The organism is Bifidobacterium miconisargentati (genome assembly GCF_019331675.1).
GTDB classification, from domain to species: domain Bacteria; phylum Actinomycetota; class Actinomycetes; order Actinomycetales; family Bifidobacteriaceae; genus Bifidobacterium; species Bifidobacterium miconisargentati.
In genome coordinates this window covers 67,093-88,594 of sequence record NZ_JAHBBJ010000013.1, presented here as the reverse complement: position 1 = coordinate 88,594, position 21,502 = coordinate 67,093, and the positions used below count along the sequence as shown (strand labels likewise).

At 62.7% G+C, this 21,502-nt stretch carries 17 protein-coding genes and 1 tRNA gene; 15 read left to right on the top strand and 3 right to left on the bottom strand.

Annotated features, from left to right (window positions below):
* Positions 1 to 262 precede the first annotated feature (262 nt).
* The 4 genes from KIH81_RS08925 (at position 263) to KIH81_RS08910 (ending at position 5,030) form a co-directional block, all read left to right on the top strand.
* Positions 263 to 1,612 carry an ABC transporter substrate-binding protein gene (locus KIH81_RS08925; RefSeq protein ID WP_236029462.1) on the top strand — a complete coding sequence of 450 codons (1,350 nt, stop codon included), beginning with the start codon at positions 263 to 265 and terminating at the stop codon, positions 1,610 to 1,612.
* Between the two features lie 173 nt (positions 1,613 to 1,785).
* Positions 1,786 to 2,709, top strand: coding sequence for a carbohydrate ABC transporter permease (locus KIH81_RS08920; protein ID WP_214305029.1), 924 nt, complete (start codon positions 1,786 to 1,788; stop codon positions 2,707 to 2,709).
* Positions 2,706 to 3,590, top strand: a complete 885-nt coding sequence (locus tag KIH81_RS08915) for a carbohydrate ABC transporter permease (RefSeq protein ID WP_109057947.1) — start codon at positions 2,706 to 2,708, stop codon at positions 3,588 to 3,590. Before KIH81_RS08920 ends, KIH81_RS08915 begins: the two co-directional genes overlap by 4 nt.
* 411 nt (positions 3,591 to 4,001) lie before the next feature.
* The gene (locus KIH81_RS08910; protein WP_214305028.1) at positions 4,002 to 5,030 is read left to right on the top strand and encodes a LacI family DNA-binding transcriptional regulator; all 1,029 of its coding nucleotides are present in this window, start codon (positions 4,002 to 4,004) and stop codon (positions 5,028 to 5,030) included.
* Positions 5,031 to 5,049: 19 nt separating this feature from the next.
* Here the strand turns inward: KIH81_RS08910 and KIH81_RS08905 are convergent, their stop codons facing one another.
* Entirely contained in the window at positions 5,050 to 6,072 is a 1,023-nt protein-coding gene (locus tag KIH81_RS08905) for a LacI family DNA-binding transcriptional regulator (RefSeq protein ID WP_420829142.1), read from the bottom strand.
* Between the two features lie 566 nt (positions 6,073 to 6,638).
* Between KIH81_RS08905 and KIH81_RS08900 the strand changes: the two genes are divergently transcribed.
* From KIH81_RS08900 to KIH81_RS08880, 5 genes are all read left to right on the top strand, one after another.
* The gene (locus KIH81_RS08900; RefSeq protein WP_214305027.1) at positions 6,639 to 7,958 is read left to right on the top strand and encodes an ABC transporter substrate-binding protein; all 1,320 of its coding nucleotides are present in this window, start codon (positions 6,639 to 6,641) and stop codon (positions 7,956 to 7,958) included.
* A gap of 367 nt (positions 7,959 to 8,325) precedes the next feature.
* Positions 8,326 to 9,252, top strand: a complete 927-nt coding sequence (locus KIH81_RS08895; protein ID WP_109057944.1) for a carbohydrate ABC transporter permease — start codon at positions 8,326 to 8,328, stop codon at positions 9,250 to 9,252.
* Between the two features lie 20 nt (positions 9,253 to 9,272).
* Entirely contained in the window at positions 9,273 to 10,091 is an 819-nt protein-coding gene (locus KIH81_RS08890; protein ID WP_214305026.1) for a carbohydrate ABC transporter permease, read from the top strand.
* A gap of 280 nt (positions 10,092 to 10,371) precedes the next feature.
* Positions 10,372 to 12,345 (top strand): glycoside hydrolase family 127 protein, encoded by a 1,974-nt coding sequence (locus KIH81_RS08885; protein WP_214305025.1) that lies wholly within the window; start codon positions 10,372 to 10,374, stop codon positions 12,343 to 12,345.
* Positions 12,346 to 12,550: 205 nt separating this feature from the next.
* Entirely contained in the window at positions 12,551 to 13,390 is an 840-nt protein-coding gene (locus tag KIH81_RS08880; protein WP_214305024.1) for a YggS family pyridoxal phosphate-dependent enzyme, read from the top strand.
* Between the two features lie 102 nt (positions 13,391 to 13,492).
* Here KIH81_RS08880 and KIH81_RS08875 read toward each other — a convergent pair whose 3' ends face one another.
* Positions 13,493 to 14,506: a ribose-phosphate diphosphokinase gene (locus tag KIH81_RS08875; RefSeq protein ID WP_214305023.1), complete on the bottom strand. Its 1,014-nt coding sequence runs from the start codon at positions 14,504 to 14,506 to the stop codon at positions 13,493 to 13,495.
* A gap of 133 nt (positions 14,507 to 14,639) precedes the next feature.
* Entirely contained in the window at positions 14,640 to 17,843 is a 3,204-nt protein-coding gene (locus KIH81_RS08870; protein ID WP_214305022.1) for a zinc-ribbon domain-containing protein, read from the bottom strand.
* Between the two features lie 264 nt (positions 17,844 to 18,107).
* Here KIH81_RS08870 and rpsF point away from each other — a divergent pair, with 264 nt between their 5' ends.
* From rpsF to KIH81_RS08840, 6 genes are all read left to right on the top strand, one after another.
* Positions 18,108 to 18,401, top strand: a complete 294-nt coding sequence (gene rpsF, locus KIH81_RS08865; RefSeq protein ID WP_109057843.1) for a 30S ribosomal protein S6 — start codon at positions 18,108 to 18,110, stop codon at positions 18,399 to 18,401.
* A gap of 54 nt (positions 18,402 to 18,455) precedes the next feature.
* Positions 18,456 to 19,100, top strand: a complete 645-nt coding sequence (locus KIH81_RS08860) for a single-stranded DNA-binding protein (RefSeq protein WP_214305021.1) — start codon at positions 18,456 to 18,458, stop codon at positions 19,098 to 19,100.
* Positions 19,101 to 19,154: 54 nt separating this feature from the next.
* Positions 19,155 to 19,403 carry a 30S ribosomal protein S18 gene (gene rpsR / locus KIH81_RS08855; protein WP_033890661.1) on the top strand — a complete coding sequence of 83 codons (249 nt, stop codon included), beginning with the start codon at positions 19,155 to 19,157 and terminating at the stop codon, positions 19,401 to 19,403.
* Between the two features lie 19 nt (positions 19,404 to 19,422).
* Positions 19,423 to 19,869: a 50S ribosomal protein L9 gene (gene rplI, locus KIH81_RS08850; protein ID WP_109057841.1), complete on the top strand. Its 447-nt coding sequence runs from the start codon at positions 19,423 to 19,425 to the stop codon at positions 19,867 to 19,869.
* 527 nt (positions 19,870 to 20,396) lie between these two features.
* Positions 20,397 to 20,470: transfer RNA gene (locus tag KIH81_RS08845), tRNA-Lys, on the top strand.
* A 206-nt stretch (positions 20,471 to 20,676) separates the two neighbouring features.
* Positions 20,677 to 21,408 carry an MIP/aquaporin family protein gene (locus tag KIH81_RS08840; RefSeq protein WP_214305020.1) on the top strand — a complete coding sequence of 244 codons (732 nt, stop codon included), beginning with the start codon at positions 20,677 to 20,679 and terminating at the stop codon, positions 21,406 to 21,408.
* Positions 21,409 to 21,502 lie beyond the last annotated feature (94 nt).

The following is a 21,502-nucleotide window of genomic DNA, read 5'->3' as shown; positions in this document are numbered from 1 at the left end:
GAACGAAGGCTTCAAGGGAAGATTTAAGGCTTATAAACGTTGGAATAAAGCCATTTGGTAACTTTTGTTCGGTTATGTTGAATTGAACTTTATGGAAGGCGACACGCCGTGAGTGGTTGACGTGGAATCGATACCACATATGATTGATGGCATCGGATTTCAACAGCTGCGATGCCGCAGTGGAGGGCACCGGAACTACGCGAACCCGACGGTAATCGGCCCGCTGGAGGGCGGGGCGAGGAATCATCAAAGGAAAGGCTCAATGATGAGGAACTGGAAGAAGACCACCGCAGCCATCGCCGGCATTGCGGCCCTGGGCATGATGTTCGCAGGATGCGGCAACCCCGCCGCCGCAGGCAGCGACGACAACACGGACACCTCCTCCGCTGACTACTGGCCGGCCGAGGACACCAAGCTGGACGGCGTCAAGCTCACCTTCTGGGCCGCCCAGAACTCCAACAAGATCCCGGTCAAGGTCATCAAGGATTTCGAGTCCAAGACCGGCGCGACCATCGACCTGCAGACCATCCCGGACAACTACGAGTCCAACGTCCAGACCAAGATCACCACCGGTGATTCCCCGGATCTCATGTTCTGGCAGGCCGTGCCGTCCACCCTGGCCGGCTTCGTGGCCCAGGACAAGCTGCAGAAGCTCGACAACGCCCCGTGGCTCGACAACTACGCCGACGGCATCGCCGACGCAGGTGGCCAGTACGACGGCACCTACTACGGCGCCCTCGTCTCCGCCCCGGACACCGAAGGCGTCTGGTACAACAAGAAGGTCTTCGAGAAGGCCGGCATCACCGATACCCCGAAGGGCTGGGACGGTCTGATCGAGGCCGCCAACAAGATCAAGGACTCCGGTGCCGCCGACTCCGCGTTCTTCGAGATGGCCGGCTCCCAGTGGGGCACCCAGTGGGCCGTGAACGTTCAGCTCGCCGAAGCCGCCAAGGACGGCCTGTGGGACAACGTCAACTCCAACAAGGACAGCTTCGAGGGCAAGGACATCCTCGGCGCCATCAAGGAATACAAGCAGATGCTCGATGACGGCCTGTACAACAAGGACGCCGGTTCCGCCAAGGACACCGACCAGGCCCAGGCTCTGCTCGGCGGCAAGGCCGGCATGATCATCCAGACCAATTCGATGTTCAACGCCATCTCTGCCCTGGCTGACAACGACAAGTCCAAGCTGGACGACACCATCGGCTTCTTCCCGATCTCCAAGGAAGGCAACATCGCCACCTCCATCCCGCAGCAGGGCAACTGCATCGTAGCCTTCAAGACCGGCGACTCCAAGAAGGAGGCCGCCACCCGCCAGTTCATGAGCTTCTGGCTCGGCTCCGAATACGAGACCTTCATCAAGGATCAGAACTACGTCTCCATCATGAAGGACGTCAAGACCCCGGACACCGTGCCGCAGGCCCAGCTGGACGCCTTCGACGCCCTGAAGGACGCCGTCGGCTCCATGCAGTCCCAGGCCGTGGCCAACCCGGACCTCTACCTGAACCTCGCCAACATGGTCAACGGCACCATGACCCCGGAGCAGGTCGCCAAGACCACGCAGGACCAGTTCGCGCAGATCGCCAAGGCCCAGGGCGTCGAGGGATTCTGATCGGCTGACCGGCCGGCCTCGGCGGGGAATCTCTCCTCTTCTTCCTCGCGGGGCCGGATGGTCCCGAGCTTCCAATACAGGCATCCGGCCGGGCAACGCCCGGGATGCGCGCGGCCTATCGCACGTCACCCGGGCCCCGGCCGCCCAGCCATAAAACATAAGGAAACGAAACAATGACGACGACTCATGTCTCGAAGTCCGCCAAACCAGTCAAGGGCACGCGGACTCTGGAGCGCAAGAACTACCCGTTGCGCTACGTCGTTCCCGCGGGCGCAATGCTGTTGGTGTTCTTCTTCCTGCCCACGGTAATGAACTTCATCTATGCGTTCACCGATTGGTCCGCATTCAAGAAAACCATCGACTTCAACGGCTTGGAGAACCTACAGCAGCTCTTCGAGAGCGGCACCCTGATGGCCGATATCAAGGTCACCCTCATCTACGCAGTCCTGGTGGCCTTCTTCCAAAACACTTTCGGCTTGGCGCTCGCCGTGCTCCTGGAGAAAGACACGCCGCTCAACCGCTTCGCCCGCACGATGTTCTTCATCCCCGTGATCATGTCCGCCCTCGGCGCCGGCTACATTTGGCAGGCCATTCTGAAGACCGACGGCGTGCTGAACCAGATCTTCGGCTTCTTCGTCGGCCACACCGTGGACATCCAGTGGCTCGGCTCCACCACATGGACCATCGTGATCGTCACCATCATCCATGGCTGGAAATGGATGGGCTTCGCAATGCTCACCTACCTCGCCGGCCTGAAGACCATCGACTCCGAGGTGCTTGAGGCGGCCTCCATCGACGGTGCCAACGCATGGCAGACCTTCTGGCAGGTCAAGTTCCCGCTGATCGCCCCGGCCATGACCTTCAATGTGGCCACCGCACTGCTCGGCTCGATGAATTCCTTCGACATCGTCCAGGCCACCACCAACGGCGGCCCCGGCGGTTCCACCGAAATCCTGAACCTGTTCATCTGGCGTACCTTCGGCAAGGGCCTGTACTCGCAGTCCACGACCATGAGCCTCGTGCTCTTCGTGATGGTGATGGTCATCGCCATCCCGCTTGTCATCTACCTGCGTAAGCGTGAGGAGAAGATCCTATGAGTAGCGCAACCTACAGCGAATCCGGCGTCAAGACCAACAACCTCACCGTCGTGCGCAAGAAGTCCAAGGCCGGCGACATCATCCACGCCGCGATTGTCATCCTGCTGATGCTGGTGTTCCTGGCGATCCCGTTCTGGATCCTCATCGTCACCGCCGGCAAGACCCAGGCCGAGGCCGTGGTGCCGAGCATGGCGCTGCCAAGCCAGTGGCACCTCATCGACAACATCAAGGAAGTCATCGTGGAGGGCAAGGTGTTCCCCGCCCTGCTCGGCTCGCTCATCGTCACGGTCCCCTCCGTGTTCATCTGCCTGCTGTTCGGCTCGATGGCCGCGTGGATCTTCGGCCGCCGCACCTCCAAGGGCACGGCCATGCTCTACGCGCTGTTCATCTCCGGCGTCATCCTGCCGCCGTCCGTGGTGACCATCATGATGCTGCTCAAGATGATCGGCCTGTCCGGCACCGCACCCGGCATGATCTGCGTGTACGTGGGCATCTACCTGTCCGTGGTGATCTTCTTCATCACTGGCTTCATCCGCACGATCCCGCCCTCGCTTGAGGAGGCGGCCCGCATCGACGGTGCCAGCCCGATGAGGATCTTCTTCACGATCATCTTCCCGCTGCTCGCCCCGACGCTCGCATCCTCCACGATCCTGGTGGTGCTCTACATCTGGAACGACATCTTCTACTCGCTGTTCATCCTCTCCGGCAAGATGAGCACCCTGCCGCTCAACCTCTACAACGTGGCAAGCGCGGGCCTGTACCTCAACAACTGGCACCTCATCTTCGCCTACATCATCCTGATGACCCTCCCGCTCCTGATCGTCTTCGTCATCGGCCAGCGCAAGATCATCTCGGGTATAACGGGCGGCGCCGTTAAGTAAACAGCGCAGTGCGCTGTTTATAGGCTCCGCCGAGCGGCTATGCCGCGAGGTAGCAAAGCAGCCATCGCAAAGCGATGTCCGCAATTGCCGCCCGGAGCCGTTAAGTAAACAACCCACCAAAAAATCAAGACTCTATTAAACCAAGATTGACATAAATCAATGTTCTGACTACCCCTCAGTCGACTTCGCCGACAGCTCCCCTGACAAGGGGAGCCAAGAATAAGAGCTATGTCAATCTTGGTTTAACAGAGCCAAAATCCATCCATCCCATCCCTTCCTCCTCCTGAAAGACACCCCGGCCCCCATAAGGTTCCTCTCCTTCCCTATGGGAGGCCGGGGTGTTCACTTTCACCATTCGTCCATCGTGGACGCCGCATATACTGGGCCATGATGGAAGATAGACAGGTACATATGCCAAGGCCTAAGGAAAAGCGCGCTCCGGTGATCAAGGACGTCGCCGCGCTCGCCAACGTATCGGTGTCAACGGTGTCCCGATACCTCAACGATTCGCCCCGCATCAGCGACGAAAGCCGGGAGCGCATCGCCCATGCCATCAAACTGTTGGACTACCACCCGAGCCGTGTGGCCCGCGGTCTGGTGAACGCCGCGATGAAGTCCATCGCCGTGATGACCAGCGACACCACGCTCTATGGTTCTGCCATGACGATCCAAGGCATCGAGGACGAAGCCCGTGCGAACAACTACCCGGTCAGCATCTCGAAGCTCGACGATGATTCGGCCGAGGGTCTGCGGGCGTCCATCACCATGGTGATGGATCAGAACCCCAGCGGCGTGATCGTGATGAAATACGACGAGCTCGCCGCCAAGGCCCTGCACATGCTGCCGGATACGGTCACCAAGGTGGTCATCGCCGGCGACCGTGAACCCGATCTCGACCAGGTCGATCTGCGCGAGAACCAGTCCGGCCGCGAAATCACCGAATATCTGCTGTCCTTGGGACATTCAAACGTCTACCACGTGACCATTCCGGGCGGTGGCGGCGGTTACATCCGTACCGCCGGTTGGGAGGCCGCCCTGCGCGCCAACGACAAGCCCATCCCGGATATGCGGCACTGCTCGTGGCTGCCCAGCGACGCCCGCGAGCTCGGGCATGCCATGGCCGGCATCGAAGGGCTGAGCGCGATTTTCGCCGGCAACGACGAGATCGCGATGGGCCTTATCCGCGGCTTGGAGGACGAGGGCAAGAGCGTGCCGGATGATATCAGCGTGATCGGTTTCGACGACCACCCGCTCGCATGCGTGTGGACGCCGCCGCTGACCACCTACCGGCAGGATTTTCCCGCCGCGGGCCGCAAGGCCGTGGAACTGCTGCTGTCCCGTCTTGAGGCGCGCGAGCAGGGCGAGGAACTGCCTCCCCGCTTCGTGGAGCTGCAAGGCGAACTCGTCGTGCGCAGCTCCGCCGCCGCTCCGCGGGCGTGACGCCCGTCAGTCCGACGGCTCAGTCCAGCGGAAGCGTGGACTCGCGCTGGATGAGGCGGCAGGGTGTGTAATCCACGCCGTGATGGGGATTGCCGTCGATGGCGTCCATCAGGTAACGGGCGGCGCGGCGGCCGATGGTCTCGGTCTCGTTGTCGATGGAGGTCAGGGCCGGGCGTGAGCTGGAGGTGAGCACGGACCAGTTGTCGTGGCCGATCACGGCCACGTCGTCCGGGATGCGCATGCCCTGCTGCTTGAGCACGTCGATGCAACCGCGGGCCAGCTGGTCGTTCTGGCAGACCACGGCGTCGAACTTCACGCCCTGATCGAGCAGCAGTCGGGTGGCCGCGCGGCCCCAGCCTTCGTCCCACTTGCCGTAGCGGATGGGCCCGGCCGGTTCGATGCCGAGCTCGGCCAGCGCCTCGAGCGCGCCCTTGGTACGGTCCGTCGCGGCGGTGTAGGTCTCGTCGCCGCCGATGATGGCGATGTGCCGGCGACCGCAGGAAATCAGGTGATTGACGGCCATGCGGCCGGCGTCCACGTTGTCGCAGGTCACGGAGCAATCGTCCGGATCGGTGGAGGGGCCGTAGACGTAGACCAGCGGCACGCCCCAGTCATGGCCGAGCGAGGGGCGCGGGTTGGTCTCGCGCTGCACGATAAGCAGGCCATCGACCTTCAGGGAGAGCAGCTTCTCCACATGCTGGCGTTCGAGGGCCGCATCGCCGCGGGCGTTGGCCAGCAGCACGGACGTGGACTGCGCGCGCAGCTCGTTTTCCGCGCCGATGAGGATCGGGGTGGAAAATCGGCCCTGCAGGTCGGAGGTGACCAGGCCGATGAGGCCGGAGGTGCCGCGGACCAGCGACTGGGCCAGTTTGTTGGGGGAGTAGTTGAGCTGACGGGCGGCATCCAGCACGCGCTGCTTGGTCTCCTCGCTGATGCGGGGCTTGTTGTGCAACGCCTTGGATGCGGTGGCCAGTGAAACGCCGGCCAATGCCGCAACGTCCTCAAGTCGGGCCGAACGTCCGGCTGGTGCCTGGGCCATCATCATGCCTCGATTCCTCATCGTGCCGCTTCTATATCTATCCAGTATGCGTGTGCGGGCCGTTCGCCACGCTCCATTCCGGCACCTCTGGAGGAGTGCATTGCCGAAAGACGGTCACGCGGCGAAGCATCCGGTCAAGTACATCGCTGTGCTGCAATCGATTGTAGTGCAAAAATGCGAAAAAGTTTTCGCAAGGCGTGTTTCCAGGGGTATGTTTATAACGAAACGATAACAACAATGTTCGTTTTTGCAAGAATTGAATGAAAGCGTTTGTTTTCTGTGAGGTTTTGTGTTGCTTGTGCGACACGCCGTAGAAAAGCTGAAAATAAGCCGATTTTTGCATGATTTAGTTCGGTGATTTACATATCGAACCCGTTTGGCCTGCGAAAGAAAAGGAAAATGCGAAAGCGTTTTTGCAAAAACTCCGATGTTCGCTTATATTGAGAAAAGGCTTTCGCAAGGTTTCATTCCACCGAAGGAGGGAGGAACGGAGCCCCGAAGGACCGGAGGCGGAAACTCCGCCACCGCCTCTCAGAGATGAGCGGAACATTTTAGAGAAAGAAGCGAATATGTCCTTCAACAAGGTCACCCGCGCGCTCGCCGGCATCGCCGCCGCTGCAATGTTGATCCCGCTGGCCGCCTGCGGTGGCTCCGGCAATGGTGGCACCGCCACCGCCGAAGGCATCCCGGCCAAGGGTACCGACGACGGCACCGAAATCACCCTGTGGACCCGTTCCCCGCTGGAGCGTCAGGCCAAGGCCGCCGTCGAGGCCTACAACAAGAGCCACAAGAACCAGGTCAAGCTCGAGATCATCCCGAATGACGATATGGAAGGCAAGGTCGGCGGCGCCTCGCAGACCGACTCCCTGCCCGACATCCTCGCCGGCGACGTGGTCCGTATTCCGTACTGGGCCTCCGAGGGCATCTTCACCGAGATCACCGACCAGATCAAGGGCCTCGACAACCTGGACGACATCCAGCAGGGCCACATCAAGGCCGGCACCGTGGACGGCGCCGAGTACACCCTGCCGTTCATCACCGACGTTTCCGTGTGGGTCTGGAACAAGGACCTGTACAAGGAGGCCGGCCTCGACCCGGAGCAGGGCCCGACCGACATCAAGACCTTCACCGAGCAGGCCAAGAAGGTCGCCGCGCTCAACAAGGACGGCGTGGCAGGCTCCTACCTGGCCGGCCAGTCCGGTGGCGCCCTGGTCTTCGACCTCTTCCCGTCCGTGTGGGCTGACGGCGAATCCGTCATGAACGACGACGGCACCGAGGCCACCCTGAACAACGACTCCATGAAGGCCGTGCTCGACTCCTACAAGGAGCTGGCCAACACCACCAACGGCCTCGGTGCAGGCTCCAAGGAAGAGACCGGTGCCACCTGGACCGCTCCGTTCGCCAACGGCAAGATCGGTGTGATGCCTTACCCGAACACCTCCCTCAACGACATCTTCGACGCTGAGAAGTCCGGTGGCTTCCAGGTCGGTGTGACCCCGATCGCCGGCACCTCCGGCAAGACCTCCACCTTCCTCGGTGGCGACGCCATGGGTATCTCCAAGGATTCCAAGCACGTCGCTCAGGCCTGGAACTTCCTCTACTGGCTGATGCAGTCCGACACCCAGAAGGAAGTCTTCGCTGACAACGGCTACACCGCCTCCAACATCGAGACCCTGAAGACCGCCTACGAGGACGCCGATCCGCGCATCCAGACCATCAACTCCACCATCATCGACGGCAACGGCCAGACCCCGAAGTCCGCGGCCTTCAACGAGGCCTTCAACGCCGCCGGTTCCCCGTGGCAGCTGCTCGTCCAGAACGCCGTCTGGGGCGATGGCAACCTCAAGTCCGACAACCAGGCCGTCTCGGATGTCCTGTCCGCCCAGTGATTCCGCTGAATCGCTCGCATAGCCCAATAGCTACCAATAACTGAATATCGCTCTCCTCGGTCGCTTTGCGGCGGTTCCCCTCAAAGAAGGAAGCCGGACGAATCATCTCCGGTTCCCCTCTCTGAGGGGAGCTGGCCGGCAGGCCGGACTGAGGGGAGCCTTCCCAAGCCAAACCACTCACCCGCTGACTGTGGTCTGCTGCCAAGGTCGATTCCGGTTTCCTGTTGTACTCTCCTTCCTTTCTCCTTCACACAGGAATCGGCCTTGATAACGGATTGCATTCGCCTTTCAACAACGAATCACATCCGATTTTTCGATCAACGTCCGATCGTCCGATCAAATCCATTTCCCCATAAAGGAGTGAAACATGTCGAGTGTTTCCAAGTCCGCCGCGGCCGTGCCCGAGCACAAGTCCACGGCAAAGGCCCAGGCATTCCGGCGCGGCATCCTGTACGCGCTGCCCGACTGGGTGATGATCATCGTCCTGTTCTTCGTGCCGATCGTGCTGCTCGTCATCATGGCATGCTCCCGCTGGAGCCTGCTGGGCGGCAACCGCGGCACCAACTTCCCGGACAACTTCACCAAGGTGTTCGAACACAAGCTGTTCTGGCCTTCGATCGGCTTCACGCTTGAGTACACCGTGATCGTGACGATCTTCCTGCTGGTGCTGGGCCTCGGCATGGCCCTGATCGTGCAGGAGTCCAGCAAGTGGAACAACGTGCTTCGTACCTGCTTCCTGCTGCCCTCCGCCACCGGTCTGGCCTCCGCATCCCTGCTGTTCTACGCGCTCTACTCTCCGCAGGTGGGCCCGGTCACCAAGATCCTGAGCTCCCTGGGACTCATGCAGGAGGGCGGCTCCGTGCTCGCCACCGGCCAGTCCGCGCTGTGGGCCACGATCATCGTCATCGTCTGGCGCTTCTCCGGCTACTACATGCTGCTCATGATGATCGGTCTGCAGGCCATCCCCGGTGACCTGTACGAGGCCGCCCGCATGGACGGCGCCGGCACCTGGCGCATCTTCCGCTCCATCACCCTGCCGTTGATGAAGCCGACCATCGTGATGTGCCTGGTCTACTGCGTGACCGGCTCCATCCTCGCCTTCGATCAGTTCTTCATCCTGACCAAGGGCGGCCCGAACAACTCCACCATGACCGTGGTGCAGCTCATCTACAACTTCGCCTTCGACTCCAAGAAGGACCTCGGCATGGCCGCCGCGCTCTCGCTGATCGTGCTCATCGCCCTGGTGATCATCAACTCCATCCAGATGCGCGGCATGCGCGACAACACCAAGTGAGAAAGGGGAGGTAATACATCATGACTACCCCATTGTGGAAGCGCGTCATCGCCCGAATCCTCGGAGGCCTTCTGGCCCTGATCTTCATCAGCCCGCTGATCTGGGTCGTGATCAGCTCCTTCAGCCCGCAGGCCGGTTCGGCCCAGTCCCAGGGCTGGGGCGTGGCCAACTACCTGACCCTGTTCGGCTACCAGGAGGGTCTGCCCAAGTACCTGTTCAACTCCATCATCGTCTCGCTGGTCGCCGTGGTGTTCTCCGTGGTGGTCTGCACCCTGGCCGGCTACTCGTTCTCCCGCTTCGACTACCCGGGCCGCAACCTCGGCTTCATGGTGACCCTGTCCATCCTTATGGTTCCGTACGCCTCGCTGCTGATCCCGCTGATGGTGTGGTTCAAGGACATTGGCCTCAACGACACGCTGCTCGGCGTGGGCCTCGTGATCACGCTGTTCCAGCTGCCGATGTCGACGTTCATCATGCGTAACGCCTTCGACGCCATCCCGAAGGACATGGAGGAGGCCGCCATGGTTGACGGCTGCAACTCCTTCCAGGCCCTCGTCAAGATCCTGGTGCCGGTGGTCAAGCCCTCCATGGTCACGGTCGGCCTGCTCGCCTTCCTCGAGGCATGGAACAACTTCATGATCCCGCTGTACCTGTCCTCCTCCGCGAAGAGCACCCTGCCGCTCGCCATGGTGAACATGCGCCAGCAGACCATGGGCGTCATCGACTACGGTGCCACCGAAGCCGGCGTCGTGGTCCTCCTGATCCCCTGCGCCATCCTCTTCCTCGCCCTGCAGAAGTACTACGTGAAGGGGTTCATGGCGGGTGCGGTCAAGGGCTGAGCTTGGCTCAGCCCTGACAGGGGAAGCCCGGTGGGCTTCCCCTAGCACCCGCCTGAGCGAGGCGATAGCCGAGCGAAGGTGATACTGAGCCTCGCCGAAGGCGAGTCCTTAATCGCAGGGCCGGAGGCGGAGCCATATAGCAAGCGCACTTGGATTTAATCCTGTTCCCGCTCTTCCTCCCGCAAGGCTACTCAGTCAAAAGCCGGCCAACCCCCGCCTCCGCCCTCCCTGCCACCCAAAGCGGCAACCATCTGTCTTACAAGACATACAAGGAACAATCATGAAAGTAACGATTACCTCCCCGTTCTGGAAGCAGCGTCGCGACCAGATCGTCGAATCGGTGATTCCCTACCAGTGGGGCGTGATGAACGACGAGATCGACACCGTCGTTCCGGACGATCCCGCCGGCAACCAGCTCTCCGACAACAAGAGCCATGCCGTGGCCAACCTCAAGGTGGCCGCGGGCGAACTCGACGACGAGTTCCATGGCATGGTCTTCCAGGACTCCGACGTCTACAAGTGGCTGGAGGAGGCCGCCTACGCGCTGGCCTACCACCCGGATCCCGAGCTCCAGGCCCTGTGCGACAAGACCGTGGACCTCATCGCCCGCGCCCAGCAGGATGACGGCTATCTGGATACCCCGTATCAGATCAAGTCCGGTGTCTGGGCCAGCCGTCCGCGCTTCAGCCTGATTCAGCAGAGCCATGAGATGTACGTGATGGGCCACTACATCGAGGCCGCCGTGGCCTACCATCAGGTCACCGGCAACGAGCAGGCCCTCGACGTGGCCCGCCGCATGGCCGACTGCCTCGATGCGAACTTCGGTCCGGAAGAGGGCAAGATCCACGGCGCCGACGGCCACCCGGAGATCGAGCTGGCCCTCGCTAAGCTGTACGAGGAGACCCACGAGGAGCGCTACCTCAAGCTCGCGCTGTACCTCATCGACGTGCGCGGCCAGGATCCTGAGTTCTACGTCAAGCAGCTCAAGGCTCTGAACGGCGACAACATCTTCCCTGACCTCGGCTTCTACAAGCCCACCTACTTCCAGGCGGCGCAGCCCGTGCGCGACCAGCAGACCGCGGACGGCCATGCCGTGCGCGTCGGCTACCTGTGCACCGGCGTGGCGCATGTGGGCCGTCTGCTCGGCGACGAGGGCCTCATCGAAACGGCCAAGCGATTCTGGAGGAACATCGTCACCAAGCGCATGTACGTGACCGGCGCGATCGGCTCCACGCATGTGGGCGAGTCGTTCACCTACGACTACGACCTGCCGAACGACACGATGTACGGTGAGACCTGCGCGTCCGTGGCCATGAGCATGTTCGCCCAGCAGATGCTGGACATCGAGGCCAAGGGCGAGTACGCGGACGTGCTGGAGAAGGAACTGTTCAACGGTTCGATCGCCGGCATCAGCCTGGACGGTCGCCAGTACTACTACGTCAACGCTTTGGAGACCACCCCGGACGGGCTGGCCAACCCGGACCGTCACCACGTGCTCTCGCATCGCGTGGACTGGTTCGGCTGCGCCTGCTGCCCGGCGAACATCGCGCGTCTGATCGCCTCCGTGGACCGGTACATCTACACCGAACGCGACGGCGGCGATACGGTGCTCAGCCACCAGTTCATCGCCAACAACGCCTCGTTCGTCTCCGGTCTGACGGTCGAGCAGCGTTCGAACTTCCCGTGGGACGGCCACGTGGAATACACGGTGGGCCTGCCCGCCTCCGCTGCGCTGAGCTCGGTGCGTTTCGGTTTGCGCATCCCCGGCTGGTCGCTGGGCAAGTATGCGCTGACCGTGAACGGCAAGCCCGCTTCCGCCGGGGTCGAGGACGGGTTCGTGTACCTGACGGTCAACGCCGGCGACACGCTTGAGATTGCCCTCGATCTGGACATGGGCGTGAAGTTCGTGCGCGCCAACTCCCACGTGCGTTCCGACGCCGGCCAGGTGGCCGTGATGCGCGGCCCGCTGGTCTACTGCGCCGAGCAGGCGGACAACCCCGGCAACCTGTGGAACTACCGTCTGGCTTCCGGCACGATCGCTGCCGACGCCAAGGCCGAGTTCAGAGCCGACCTGCTGGGTGGCGTGGACACGGTCTCGCTGCCCGCCGTGCGCGAGACGCCCGACGCCGAGGACGCCCCCCTGTACGCCCCTGCCGACGACGAGCCCGCCGAGCCCGCGACCCTCACCCTGGTGCCCTACTACTCCTGGGCCAACCGCGAAATCGGCCAGATGAGAGTGTGGCTACGCCGTTAAGCGGAAAGCCCGGTGGGCTTTTCGTAGGCGTGGCCTGAGCGAGGCGATGTCTTCTCCTCTGGCTCCCCTCTCTGAGGGGAGCTGTCAGCGAAGCTGACTGAGGGGAGCCGGAACAACCCGCGATACAGAGCCTTCCGTGAACGTTCACGGAAGGCTCTTGCATATCCGGGGTAAGATTGGGATTCGATTCAGCGGGGAGAACACTATGACGGCATATATGGACCATAAGGATCTCGCGAACGAGGTCATCGATCAGGCACGTGCGCAGGAGATCGCGGACGGCGTGCACAAGGTGCTGGACGGCATCGCGCAGGCCGAGGCCGCGGCCGGGCGTGAGGCGGGTTCCGTCAAACTGCTGGCGGCCACCAAGACCCGCGATGTGGGCGAGATCATGGCCGCGATCGACGCCGGCATCCACATGATCGGCGAGAACCGTCCGCAGGAAGTCGTGGTCAAGGCTCCGGGACTGACGCGACTGCTGGCCGAACGCGGCATCGCGCTGGGTGTCGGCGGCGATGACGCGGTGGCCGAGGCCGGTGCGGGTGCCGCCGCGACGGACCATATCCCGTTCCACCTCATCGGCCAGCTCCAGTCCAACAAGATCGGCAAGGTGCTGCCGGTGGTGAACACCATCGAATCGGTGGATTCCATCGAATTGGCGGAGAAGATCGCCCGTCGCGCCACCATGCACGGCGTCACGGTGGGTGTACTGCTGGAGGTCAACGAGTCCGGCGAGGAGTCCAAGTCCGGCTGCGCGCCGAGCCACGCCATCGACCTGGCCAAGCGCATCGGCGCCATGGGCGGCTTGGAACTGCAGGGCCTGATGACCATCGGTGCCCATGTGAATGATGAGCGTGTGATTCGCGCCGGATTCGCGCATCTGCGTCGCACGCGCGACCAGATCCTGGCCTCGGGTGCGGAAGGCACCGCGAACTGCAAGGAGCTTTCGATGGGTATGACCCAGGATATGGCCTATGCCATCGAAGAAGGCTCCACCATCGTGCGCGTCGGTACCGCCATCTTCGGCGCCCGCGCGTTCATCTGACGCCCAGTTTGGCTCCCCTCAGAGAGGGGAGCCAGAAAACGCGAGAAGGCCACTGCCCATTACGTTGGGCAGCGGCCTTCTCGTTGAAATATCAAGTATCAATCACGCATAGATGTTGCGCGGACGCATATCCTCCGGCAGACCCTCCAGCAGCGTGGCCACGGAGCCTTCCTCGAACACGGAACGGATGCCGGCGGCCAGCAGCGGGGCCACGGACAGCACGGTCATGTTGTCCAGTCGCTTGGATTCCGGAATCGGCACGGTGTCCATGAACACGATTTCCTTGGCGCCGCAATGCTCCAGACGCTCCACGGCCGGGCCGGACAGCAGGCCATGCGTGGCCACCAGCGTGACCGACTTGGCGCCGGACTCGTTCAGCGTGCGCACGGCCTCGCAGATGGTGCCGGCGGTGTCGACCATATCGTCCACCACCACGCAGTCGCGACCGTCCACATCGCCGATGATGCCATGGGCCTCGGCGTGGTTCGGGCGCGTGATGTCGCGCTGCTTGTGGATGAAGGCCAGCGGCAGTCCGCCGAGCTTGGCGGCCCACTGCTCGGACACCTTGATGCGGCCGGCATCAGGGGAGACGACGGTCGTGTTGCCCAGATCCACGGCGCCACGCACGTAGTCGAGCAGCACCGGCATGGCGGTGAGGTGATCGACCGGGCCGTCGAAGAAGCCCTGTTCCTGGGCGGCGTGCAGGTCGACCGTCATGATGCGGTCGGCACCGGCGGCGCGGAACAGGTCGAAGATGAGGCGGGCGGTGATGGGCTCGCGGCCGCGGTGCTTCTTGTCCTGACGGGAGTAGCCCAGGAACGGCGCCACCACGGTGATGGAGCGGGCGGAGGCGCGCTTCAGGGCGTCGATCATGAGCAGCTGCTCCATGATCCACTTGTTGATGTCGCCCGAGTGGCACTGCAGCGCGAATACGTCGGCGCCACGCACCGGCTCCGCGAAGCGCACGTACATCTCGCCGTTGGCGAAGTCGTACGCCGTGGTCTCAAGAATCTCGGTGCCCAAGCATTCGGCCACCTTCTCAGCCAGCTCGGGGTACGCGCGGCCCGTGACCAGTACGAGTCGTTTATCCGGAGTGCCTTCAAGAATCGCCGACATGCGTTCGCATCCTTTGTTCGAGTGCCGTGTAATTTTTCGCCTTACCCAGTGTACAAGCACCCCGTCGCAGCGTGTGCCACGGCGGGGTGCCTGTTTCGTGAGAATTGCCGGAATCAGTCAGAATCAGTCGGAATCAGTTCGCGATGCTGACCGAAACCTTGCCATCGGAGATGGAGAACGTGCCATTGGCGGTGAAGGATCGTGAACCGTCCTCCGGCTCCCAGCCATCGCTGGAATGGTATTCGTAGTTCATCTTCACCTCGCCCTCCTTGGTGGTGTACGAGCTGCGGGCCATTTCCACGTCATCCACCGTGGCATAGTCCTTGACCTTCCACTTGAAGTTGCGGTAGCGGCTCGTGCCGTAATAGGAGGAGTAACCGAACGGGCAGCCCTCCGGCTCGGCCTCGGTGGACGCGGCGCATTCGTCGATGGCGGACTTCAGCGCGTCGTTCAGAGCGGACTTGAGCTTGTCGGTGGACTCCAGCTTCAGCGAATCGCTGGAATCGCTGTTGGTGCTCACGGAGACGGTGTTGCTGCTGTAGTACTCCGACTTCGGCGCGGTGGCCTTATAGGTGCCGGGGTATACGGGGAACTCGAGGGAACCGTAGTAGGAGTAGTCGTCCGAGCTGGTGGTCGAGTTTTTGGACGTGACCGTCACGCCGTTGATCACCACGCTGTCGATCGAGCTCGGCAGGGAGACCTTGATGCTCTTGACCAGCGGTTCGGCCACGGTCCAGTTCTTGAAGATCAGGAACTTGCTGCCGTTGGACACCATCTTGATGGAATCGGAAGTGACCTCCTTGCCTCCCAGCGTGTAGGAGAGCTTGGCGGTCACAGTACCGTCCGCGTTGGTGGTGGTCTCGGAGATGCGCGCGTTGGTGATCGTGGTGTTCTCGCCTGCGGAGGCCTTGCTGGTCAGCAGCGCGGCTTTGGACTGGTCCACCGCTGGCTTGGCGATGTCGTTGGCCTTGTCGTAGTCGCCGGATTCGATGGCGGAGATGTAGCTGTTCGCCACGCTCTTTGCGCTGAACACGGAGGAGGACAGGGCGCCGTACGCGATGCCGAACACCACCAGGAAGCCCACCACGGCTCCGGTGATGATGAAGATGCGCTTCTGCTGGGCCGTCATCGTGGTGGTTGCGGCGACCGGCGCGGCACCGGGGGTACCGGGAGCGGCGGTGGGCGCCGCGGTCGGTACGGCCGGAATCGCGGTCGGGGCTGCGGTGGGTGCGGCGGCGAACGGAGCCACACCGGGGGCGGGCGCCGGAGCCGCGGCAGGGGAGCTCGGCGAGCCCGGAGCGGTCGGCGCGGGCGGCGTCGGACCGCCTACCGGGCCTCCCGGCGTCGCGGGCGGATTGGAACCACCGTCAAAAGGGCGGACGGACACTCCCTCGCTCGGCGCGCCCCAGGTGGGCCACTTGCCGAACATCGCGCCGGAGGCGTAGATGTAATCGACCACCGGCTGCGGGGTGGCGCGCACGGTGCCGCCCACGAGGGCCGGCCACAGTGCGGGCACGGAGACCACGATGGTCGGGCCGAAGGTCATGGCGGCGACCTCCACCAGCACGGCCCAGATGCCCATGATGATGAAGTTCCACATGGCGGGCGCGATGATCATGTGCAGGTTCGTGATGGCCGACAGGTCGAATCCGATCGTGCCGAAGATCGCGTTGACGAGCAGCCAGAACACCATCACGGCCACCGGCATCTTCCAGGTATGCTGCCAGCCCATGTAGGCCGGGTCGTACATGTTGCGGGCGGAGGCGCGCAGGGCGGTCAGGGCCGTGACCAGGAAGAAGAGCACGAACAGCAGCCAGATCGGCCAGACCGGCATGCCCAGATCGGGGCTGAACAGGCTGGCGTTGCTCGGCAGCTGGTTGGTTCCCTCGGTGATGGACATGGTGCCGAACGTGGCGAAGGTGAAGAACATCTCACCGATGAACAGCATGGTGATGGGGAACGTCATCAGAATCATGCCTTGGCCGGCCTTGAAGGTGATGACGAACAGCGCGACGATGGCGGCCACCAGGAACAGGGCGAGCTGCAGCGTCAGGACCTCGGCGGTGGAACGCACGAAGCCGCGGCTGCGGTGGAGCCACTGCCAGAAGGCCTGGAACACGGTCTTGGAATCGGAGGCGTACTGCGCCAGCGCGTAGCCGGCCACCGCACCGACGGTGCCAAGCAGGAAGGTCACCAGGAACGTACGCCAGGTGGCGCCGGACAGATGGGCCACGATGACGTTGCTCTCCACGATCGGCGCCTGTCCGATGGCGGACAGCAGGGTGACGACCAGCGCGGACAGCACGCCGGAGATGACGCCGGAGACAAGACCCGCGAACTTGAAGCGGATGCCCTTGAGCCGGGCCACCATGTAGGCGCCGTAGGCCGCGCCGATCACCAGCGCCACGCCGGTGAGGCCGAGCGGGTAGGAGATCAGGTTGGCTACGTTGAGGTTGGAGGTGATGCCGGAGATATCGATTCCGGACTGGCTGGCGTAGTTGGACAGCGCGGAGGTGTTCAGGTTGATGGTGGAGCCGCCGCCCACGCCGATCGCCAGGCTCAGGATGAGGTAGTGGAAGAAGTTGACGCCGTGGGTGATCTGCAGCATGTCGGTCACGCCGGACATCAGTCCGTTGCTGCCGAAGATGCTGCCGGAGCCGAGTGAATTGAGCGCGATGGCCGGGAACACGGACAGCACGATCGCCGCGATGACGCCGATGCCCGCGGAGGCGCCGATGGCCTGCATGTTGCCCACGCTGGTGAGTTCCTTGACCATCGGGTTGGCGGAGGCGGGCTTGACCTGCACGGGTGCGGGGGCTGCGCCGGGCTGGGCGGCGGCCTGCGAGGTCGGGGCGCCGGGCTGCGGTGCGGGTGCGGCGGCCGGGGTCGGAATCGGGCCGGTCGGCGTGGTCGGTGCCGCCTGGGCCGCGGGCTGGGGAGCCGGTGCGGGAGCAGGAGCGGGAGCAGGAGCGGGGACCGCCGGGAACGTACCGGTCGGCTGGGGCTGCGGTGCGGCCGTGGTCTGCGGGGCCGGAACCTGCGGGACCGGAATCGCGGTGGTCGACTGCGCGTTGGGAGCCGGCACGGTAGGTGCGGGCACGGCCGGGAACGCGCCGGTCGGCTGGGCCGCGGGCGTCGGAGCGGGCTGGACGGGCTGGGCGGCTGTCGGGACTGCCGGGGCGTGCGTGGACAGTACGGTCGCGTCGCTCACGGCATCGGACTGGACCGGCGCCGGTGCCGGGGCTGCCGGCGCCGCGGGCTGGGCCACTCGCGTGCCGCACGAGGCGCAGAACTGCGCACCTTCGCGCACGGGAGCGCCGCAATTCGGACAGAACATGAGAACTTCCCTTCTTCTGATGGACTCTTCACCGCTCATCGTACCCCCGTGCGATTGCACAAAACAGCGCGATTCCGCGCTTTTTCGAACATTCCGGCGTCGCTGCCGGCGGATCGCGGAGGGCGTCGTCCGCTGTCTCGGCCTGTTCATAGTATGGGCAAGTTGCCCAAAAGGGCTTCGCGTACGATGCGTGGGGTCCGGGCAAGCGTATACACACTCCTGCCACGGAACGTCCGTGGCCGATTAGTCCGAAGGAGGTGGGTGATGTCTGCGCACAAGTACGAACTGATGTTCATCGCCGATCCTGAGCTGGATGAGCGCGGTCTGAAGAAGCTGACCGAGCAGTATCTGGAGCTCGTCACCAAGGAAGGCGGTTCTTTCGATGAGCCCGATTACTGGGGCCGTCGCAAGCTCGCCTATGAGATTGCCGGTAAGACCGAAGGCAACTACGTCGTCGTGAAGTACACCGCCGAGCCCGCTGTCAGCGATGAGCTCGATCGTGTGCTCAACCTCAACGAATCCGTGATCCGTACGAAGATCCTTCGTAAGGACGCCTGAGTTACAGCGTTTCAGTCAGCCGATCAGCTGGCGAACAGATAAGTAAGGACCGTTATGGCAGGCGAAACCGTCATCACCATCGTGGGTAACCTCACCTCGGATCCCGAGCTGCGCACCATTGGCAGCGGGGCCACCGTGGCGAGCTTCACGATTGCTTCCACCCCGCGAACCTACAACCGCCAGACCAACCAGTTCGAGGATGGCCAGGCGCTGTTCATGAGGTGTTCGGCATGGCGCGATCTGGCCGACCACTGCGCCCAGTCCCTGAAGAAGGGCATGCGCGTGATCGCCCAGGGCCGCCTGCAGCAGCGTTCCTACCAGGCACAGGACGGTACCCAGAGGACCGTGGTGGAGATGCAGCTCGACGAGATCGGGCCCTCCCTGCGGTACGCCACCGCCCAGGTGACCCGCACGTCGTCCGGTCAGGGCGGCTTCCAGGGTCGCAACAACGGTGGCTACCAGGGTGGCCAGCCGAACAACGGCTACGGCAACCAGGGCGGCTACTCCGGTGGCCAGGGAGGTTACAACGGTGGCTACCAGGGTGGCGCCGGTTACTCCCAGCAGCCCGCGGCGCCGTCCGCCCCGTCCGCTCCGGCGGCCGATCCGTGGAGCTCCGGCTCCTCCGATTCCGGCAGCTTCTCGACCTTCGGCGCTTCCTCCGATTTCGGTGGCGGCGACGATTCCGACCCGGAGTTCTAAGCCTGCATCGCAAGCTGATCAGCATTAGCAAATCGAATTTTTAAGGAGAACATCATGTCACGTAAGAGGCCGCAACCGCCGGTCAAGCCGTTCAAGAAGAAGCCGAACCCGCTGAAGGCTGCCAAGATCACCGAGATCGATTACAAGGACGTTGCGCTGCTGCGCAAGTTCATCTCCGATCGCGGCAAGATCCGTTCCCGTCGTATCACCGGCGTGACCGTGCAGGAGCAGCGCGAGATCTCCAAGGCCATCAAGAACGCCCGCGAGATGGCTCTGCTGCCGTACGCCACTTCGGGTCGCTGAGTTAGGGAGGCTTTGAACAATGGCTGAATCCAAGGTTATTCTCACCAAGACCGTGTCCAACCTGGGCCACTCCGGTGACGTCGTCACCGTCAAGGCCGGCTACGCTCGCAACTTCCTGATCCCGCAGGGCCTCGCCTTCGCGTGGAACAAGGGTGCCGAGGCCCAGATCGTCGCCATGAAGCGCGCCCGTCTGGCCAAGGCCGTCGCCACCCGCGAGGATGCCGTCGCCGCCAAGGCCGCCATCGAGGGCACGACCGTCGAGATCGCCGCCAAGGTGTCCGAGTCCGGCAAGCTGTTCGGTGGTATCTCCAACGAGGCCATCGCCATCGCTCTGGCCGACAAGGCTCCGGTGAACCCGAAGGCCATCGAGGTCGAGACCATCAAGACCACCGGCGATTTCCCCGCCAAGGTGGCCCTCCACCCGGAGATCACCGCTTCCTTCTTCGTGAAGGTCGTGGCCGAGTGAACCATTCCGGCTTCACGCTGGAATCTTTCAGACTGAAGGTCTGAGCTTAAGCATCGGAAAGCCCCGTGTTCGCATGTTCGCGTGCGACACGGGGCTTTCTGTATGCTCTGCTAGGCCAAGATTGACGTGGGCCATTTATTCTCGGCTCCCCTTGTCAGGGGAGCTGTCGGCGAAGCCGACTGAGGGGTAGTCCGACAGAGATTCATGTCAATCTTGGTTTAATAGAGTCTTTCTGTATTGCTCGAGGACGTGCATTCAGGAAACTCCGTAGAGGTTGTATCCGTGGATTCCGAGTTCGGACCACGCCCCTGTGTGATGTCGCTCGATATTTACCTGCCATAAATATGTGTTTATTTTGTGAAGGCCTGATTTTGATGGTCTGAAAGGTGCTTTTCGAAGGCCGTCCAACCTGAAAATCACGTTTTTAAAAACGTTGGAATTCCGGGCGACACGCCGAGACTTGCATCCGTTCTGAATCCGAGTATATTTATCACTCGTTGCAAGGAACACTTCAACAACTAACCAACGCCCCTGTAGCTCAGTTGGTTAGAGCAGCTGACTCTTAATCAGCGTGTCCAGGGTTCGAATCCCTGCGGGGGCACAGATAAACCGGAATCGAAAGATTCCGGTTTTTTGTTTTTCCGGACAGGACTCAGACGGTTCCGGCCAGTCGCCAATCAGCTCCGCGTCGGCCGGCGTGGACCATCGTCCACGTTCAGCCCTCGGCGTACACTTGCCTAGTTTGCTTGACTCCTGCTTGTCGAAAGCAGTCACATCACCCAGTAATTAGGAAGAAAAGAAGAAGCAGTGGAATACTCCCTCTTTACCAAGCTGGCCGCCGAGTTCTTCGGCACCGCCATCCTGATGATCTTCGGCAACGGCTCCGTGGCCAACGTCGAACTCAAGAACACCAAGGGCCACCACGCCGGCTGGCTGAACATCGCCATGGGCTACGGCTTCGGCGTGATGTTCCCGGTCCTCATGTTCGGTAGCGTCTCCGGCGCCCACATCAACCCGGCCATGACCCTCGCCCAGGCCATCAACGGCCTGTTCCCGTGGAACGAGGTGCTGCCGTACATCATCGCGCAGCTGCTCGGCGCCGCCCTGGGCCAGTTCATCGTCTATCTGACCTACTGGCCGCACTACAAGGAGACCGAGGACGCCAACGCCATTCTCGGCACCTTCTGCACCACCGACGCCCACAACGACAAGATCAACTACTTCCTCAACGAGATGTTCGGCACCCTCGTGCTCGTGTTCGGCGCGCTGTGCTGCCTCTCCCTGGATTGGGGCAAGCAGGATTACGCCGCCGCCTCCATCGTGGTCGGCTTCATCGTGTGGGGTCTCGTGACCTCCATGGGCGGCCCGACCGGCCCTGGCCTGAACCCGGCCCGCGACCTCATGCCGCGCCTCCTGCACGCCATCCTGCCGATTCCGCACAAGGGCTCCTCCCGCTGGGGCGAGGCCTGGATCCCGGTCGTGGCCCCGATTGTGGGCGCGATCATCGGTTGCTGGATGTTCGTGATCTTCTTCGCCTGATATCAGTGGCGATCACGCCGGTACCTGCCTGATAGGCGGTGCCCCGGATATGCGAAGACGGCCCCTGCGATTGCATGCAGGGGCCGTCTTCGTA

Excerpts from the sequence above, each read along its gene's own strand:
- rplI (WP_109057841.1), top strand. The coding sequence starts at position 19,423 with ATGGCTGAATCCAAGGTTATTCTCACCAAGACCGTGTCCAACCTGGGC.
- KIH81_RS08920 (WP_214305029.1), top strand. The coding sequence starts at position 1,786 with ATGACGACGACTCATGTCTCGAAGTCCGCCAAACCAGTCAAGGGCACG.
- KIH81_RS08925 (WP_236029462.1), top strand. The coding sequence starts at position 263 with ATGATGAGGAACTGGAAGAAGACCACCGCAGCCATCGCCGGCATTGCG.
- KIH81_RS08860 (WP_214305021.1), top strand. The coding sequence starts at position 18,456 with ATGGCAGGCGAAACCGTCATCACCATCGTGGGTAACCTCACCTCGGAT.
- KIH81_RS08915 (WP_109057947.1), top strand. The coding sequence starts at position 2,706 with ATGAGTAGCGCAACCTACAGCGAATCCGGCGTCAAGACCAACAACCTC.
- KIH81_RS08880 (WP_214305024.1), top strand. The coding sequence starts at position 12,551 with ATGACGGCATATATGGACCATAAGGATCTCGCGAACGAGGTCATCGAT.
- KIH81_RS08895 (WP_109057944.1), top strand. The coding sequence starts at position 8,326 with ATGTCGAGTGTTTCCAAGTCCGCCGCGGCCGTGCCCGAGCACAAGTCC.
- rpsF (WP_109057843.1), top strand. The coding sequence starts at position 18,108 with ATGTCTGCGCACAAGTACGAACTGATGTTCATCGCCGATCCTGAGCTG.
- KIH81_RS08875 (WP_214305023.1), bottom strand. The coding sequence starts at position 14,506 with ATGTCGGCGATTCTTGAAGGCACTCCGGATAAACGACTCGTACTGGTC.
- KIH81_RS08910 (WP_214305028.1), top strand. The coding sequence starts at position 4,002 with ATGCCAAGGCCTAAGGAAAAGCGCGCTCCGGTGATCAAGGACGTCGCC.
- KIH81_RS08890 (WP_214305026.1), top strand. The coding sequence starts at position 9,273 with ATGACTACCCCATTGTGGAAGCGCGTCATCGCCCGAATCCTCGGAGGC.
- KIH81_RS08870 (WP_214305022.1), bottom strand. The coding sequence starts at position 17,843 with ATGTTCTGTCCGAATTGCGGCGCTCCCGTGCGCGAAGGTGCGCAGTTC.
- KIH81_RS08900 (WP_214305027.1), top strand. The coding sequence starts at position 6,639 with ATGTCCTTCAACAAGGTCACCCGCGCGCTCGCCGGCATCGCCGCCGCT.
- rpsR (WP_033890661.1), top strand. The coding sequence starts at position 19,155 with ATGTCACGTAAGAGGCCGCAACCGCCGGTCAAGCCGTTCAAGAAGAAG.
- KIH81_RS08905 (WP_420829142.1), bottom strand. The coding sequence starts at position 6,072 with ATGATGGCCCAGGCACCAGCCGGACGTTCGGCCCGACTTGAGGACGTT.
- KIH81_RS08885 (WP_214305025.1), top strand. The coding sequence starts at position 10,372 with ATGAAAGTAACGATTACCTCCCCGTTCTGGAAGCAGCGTCGCGACCAG.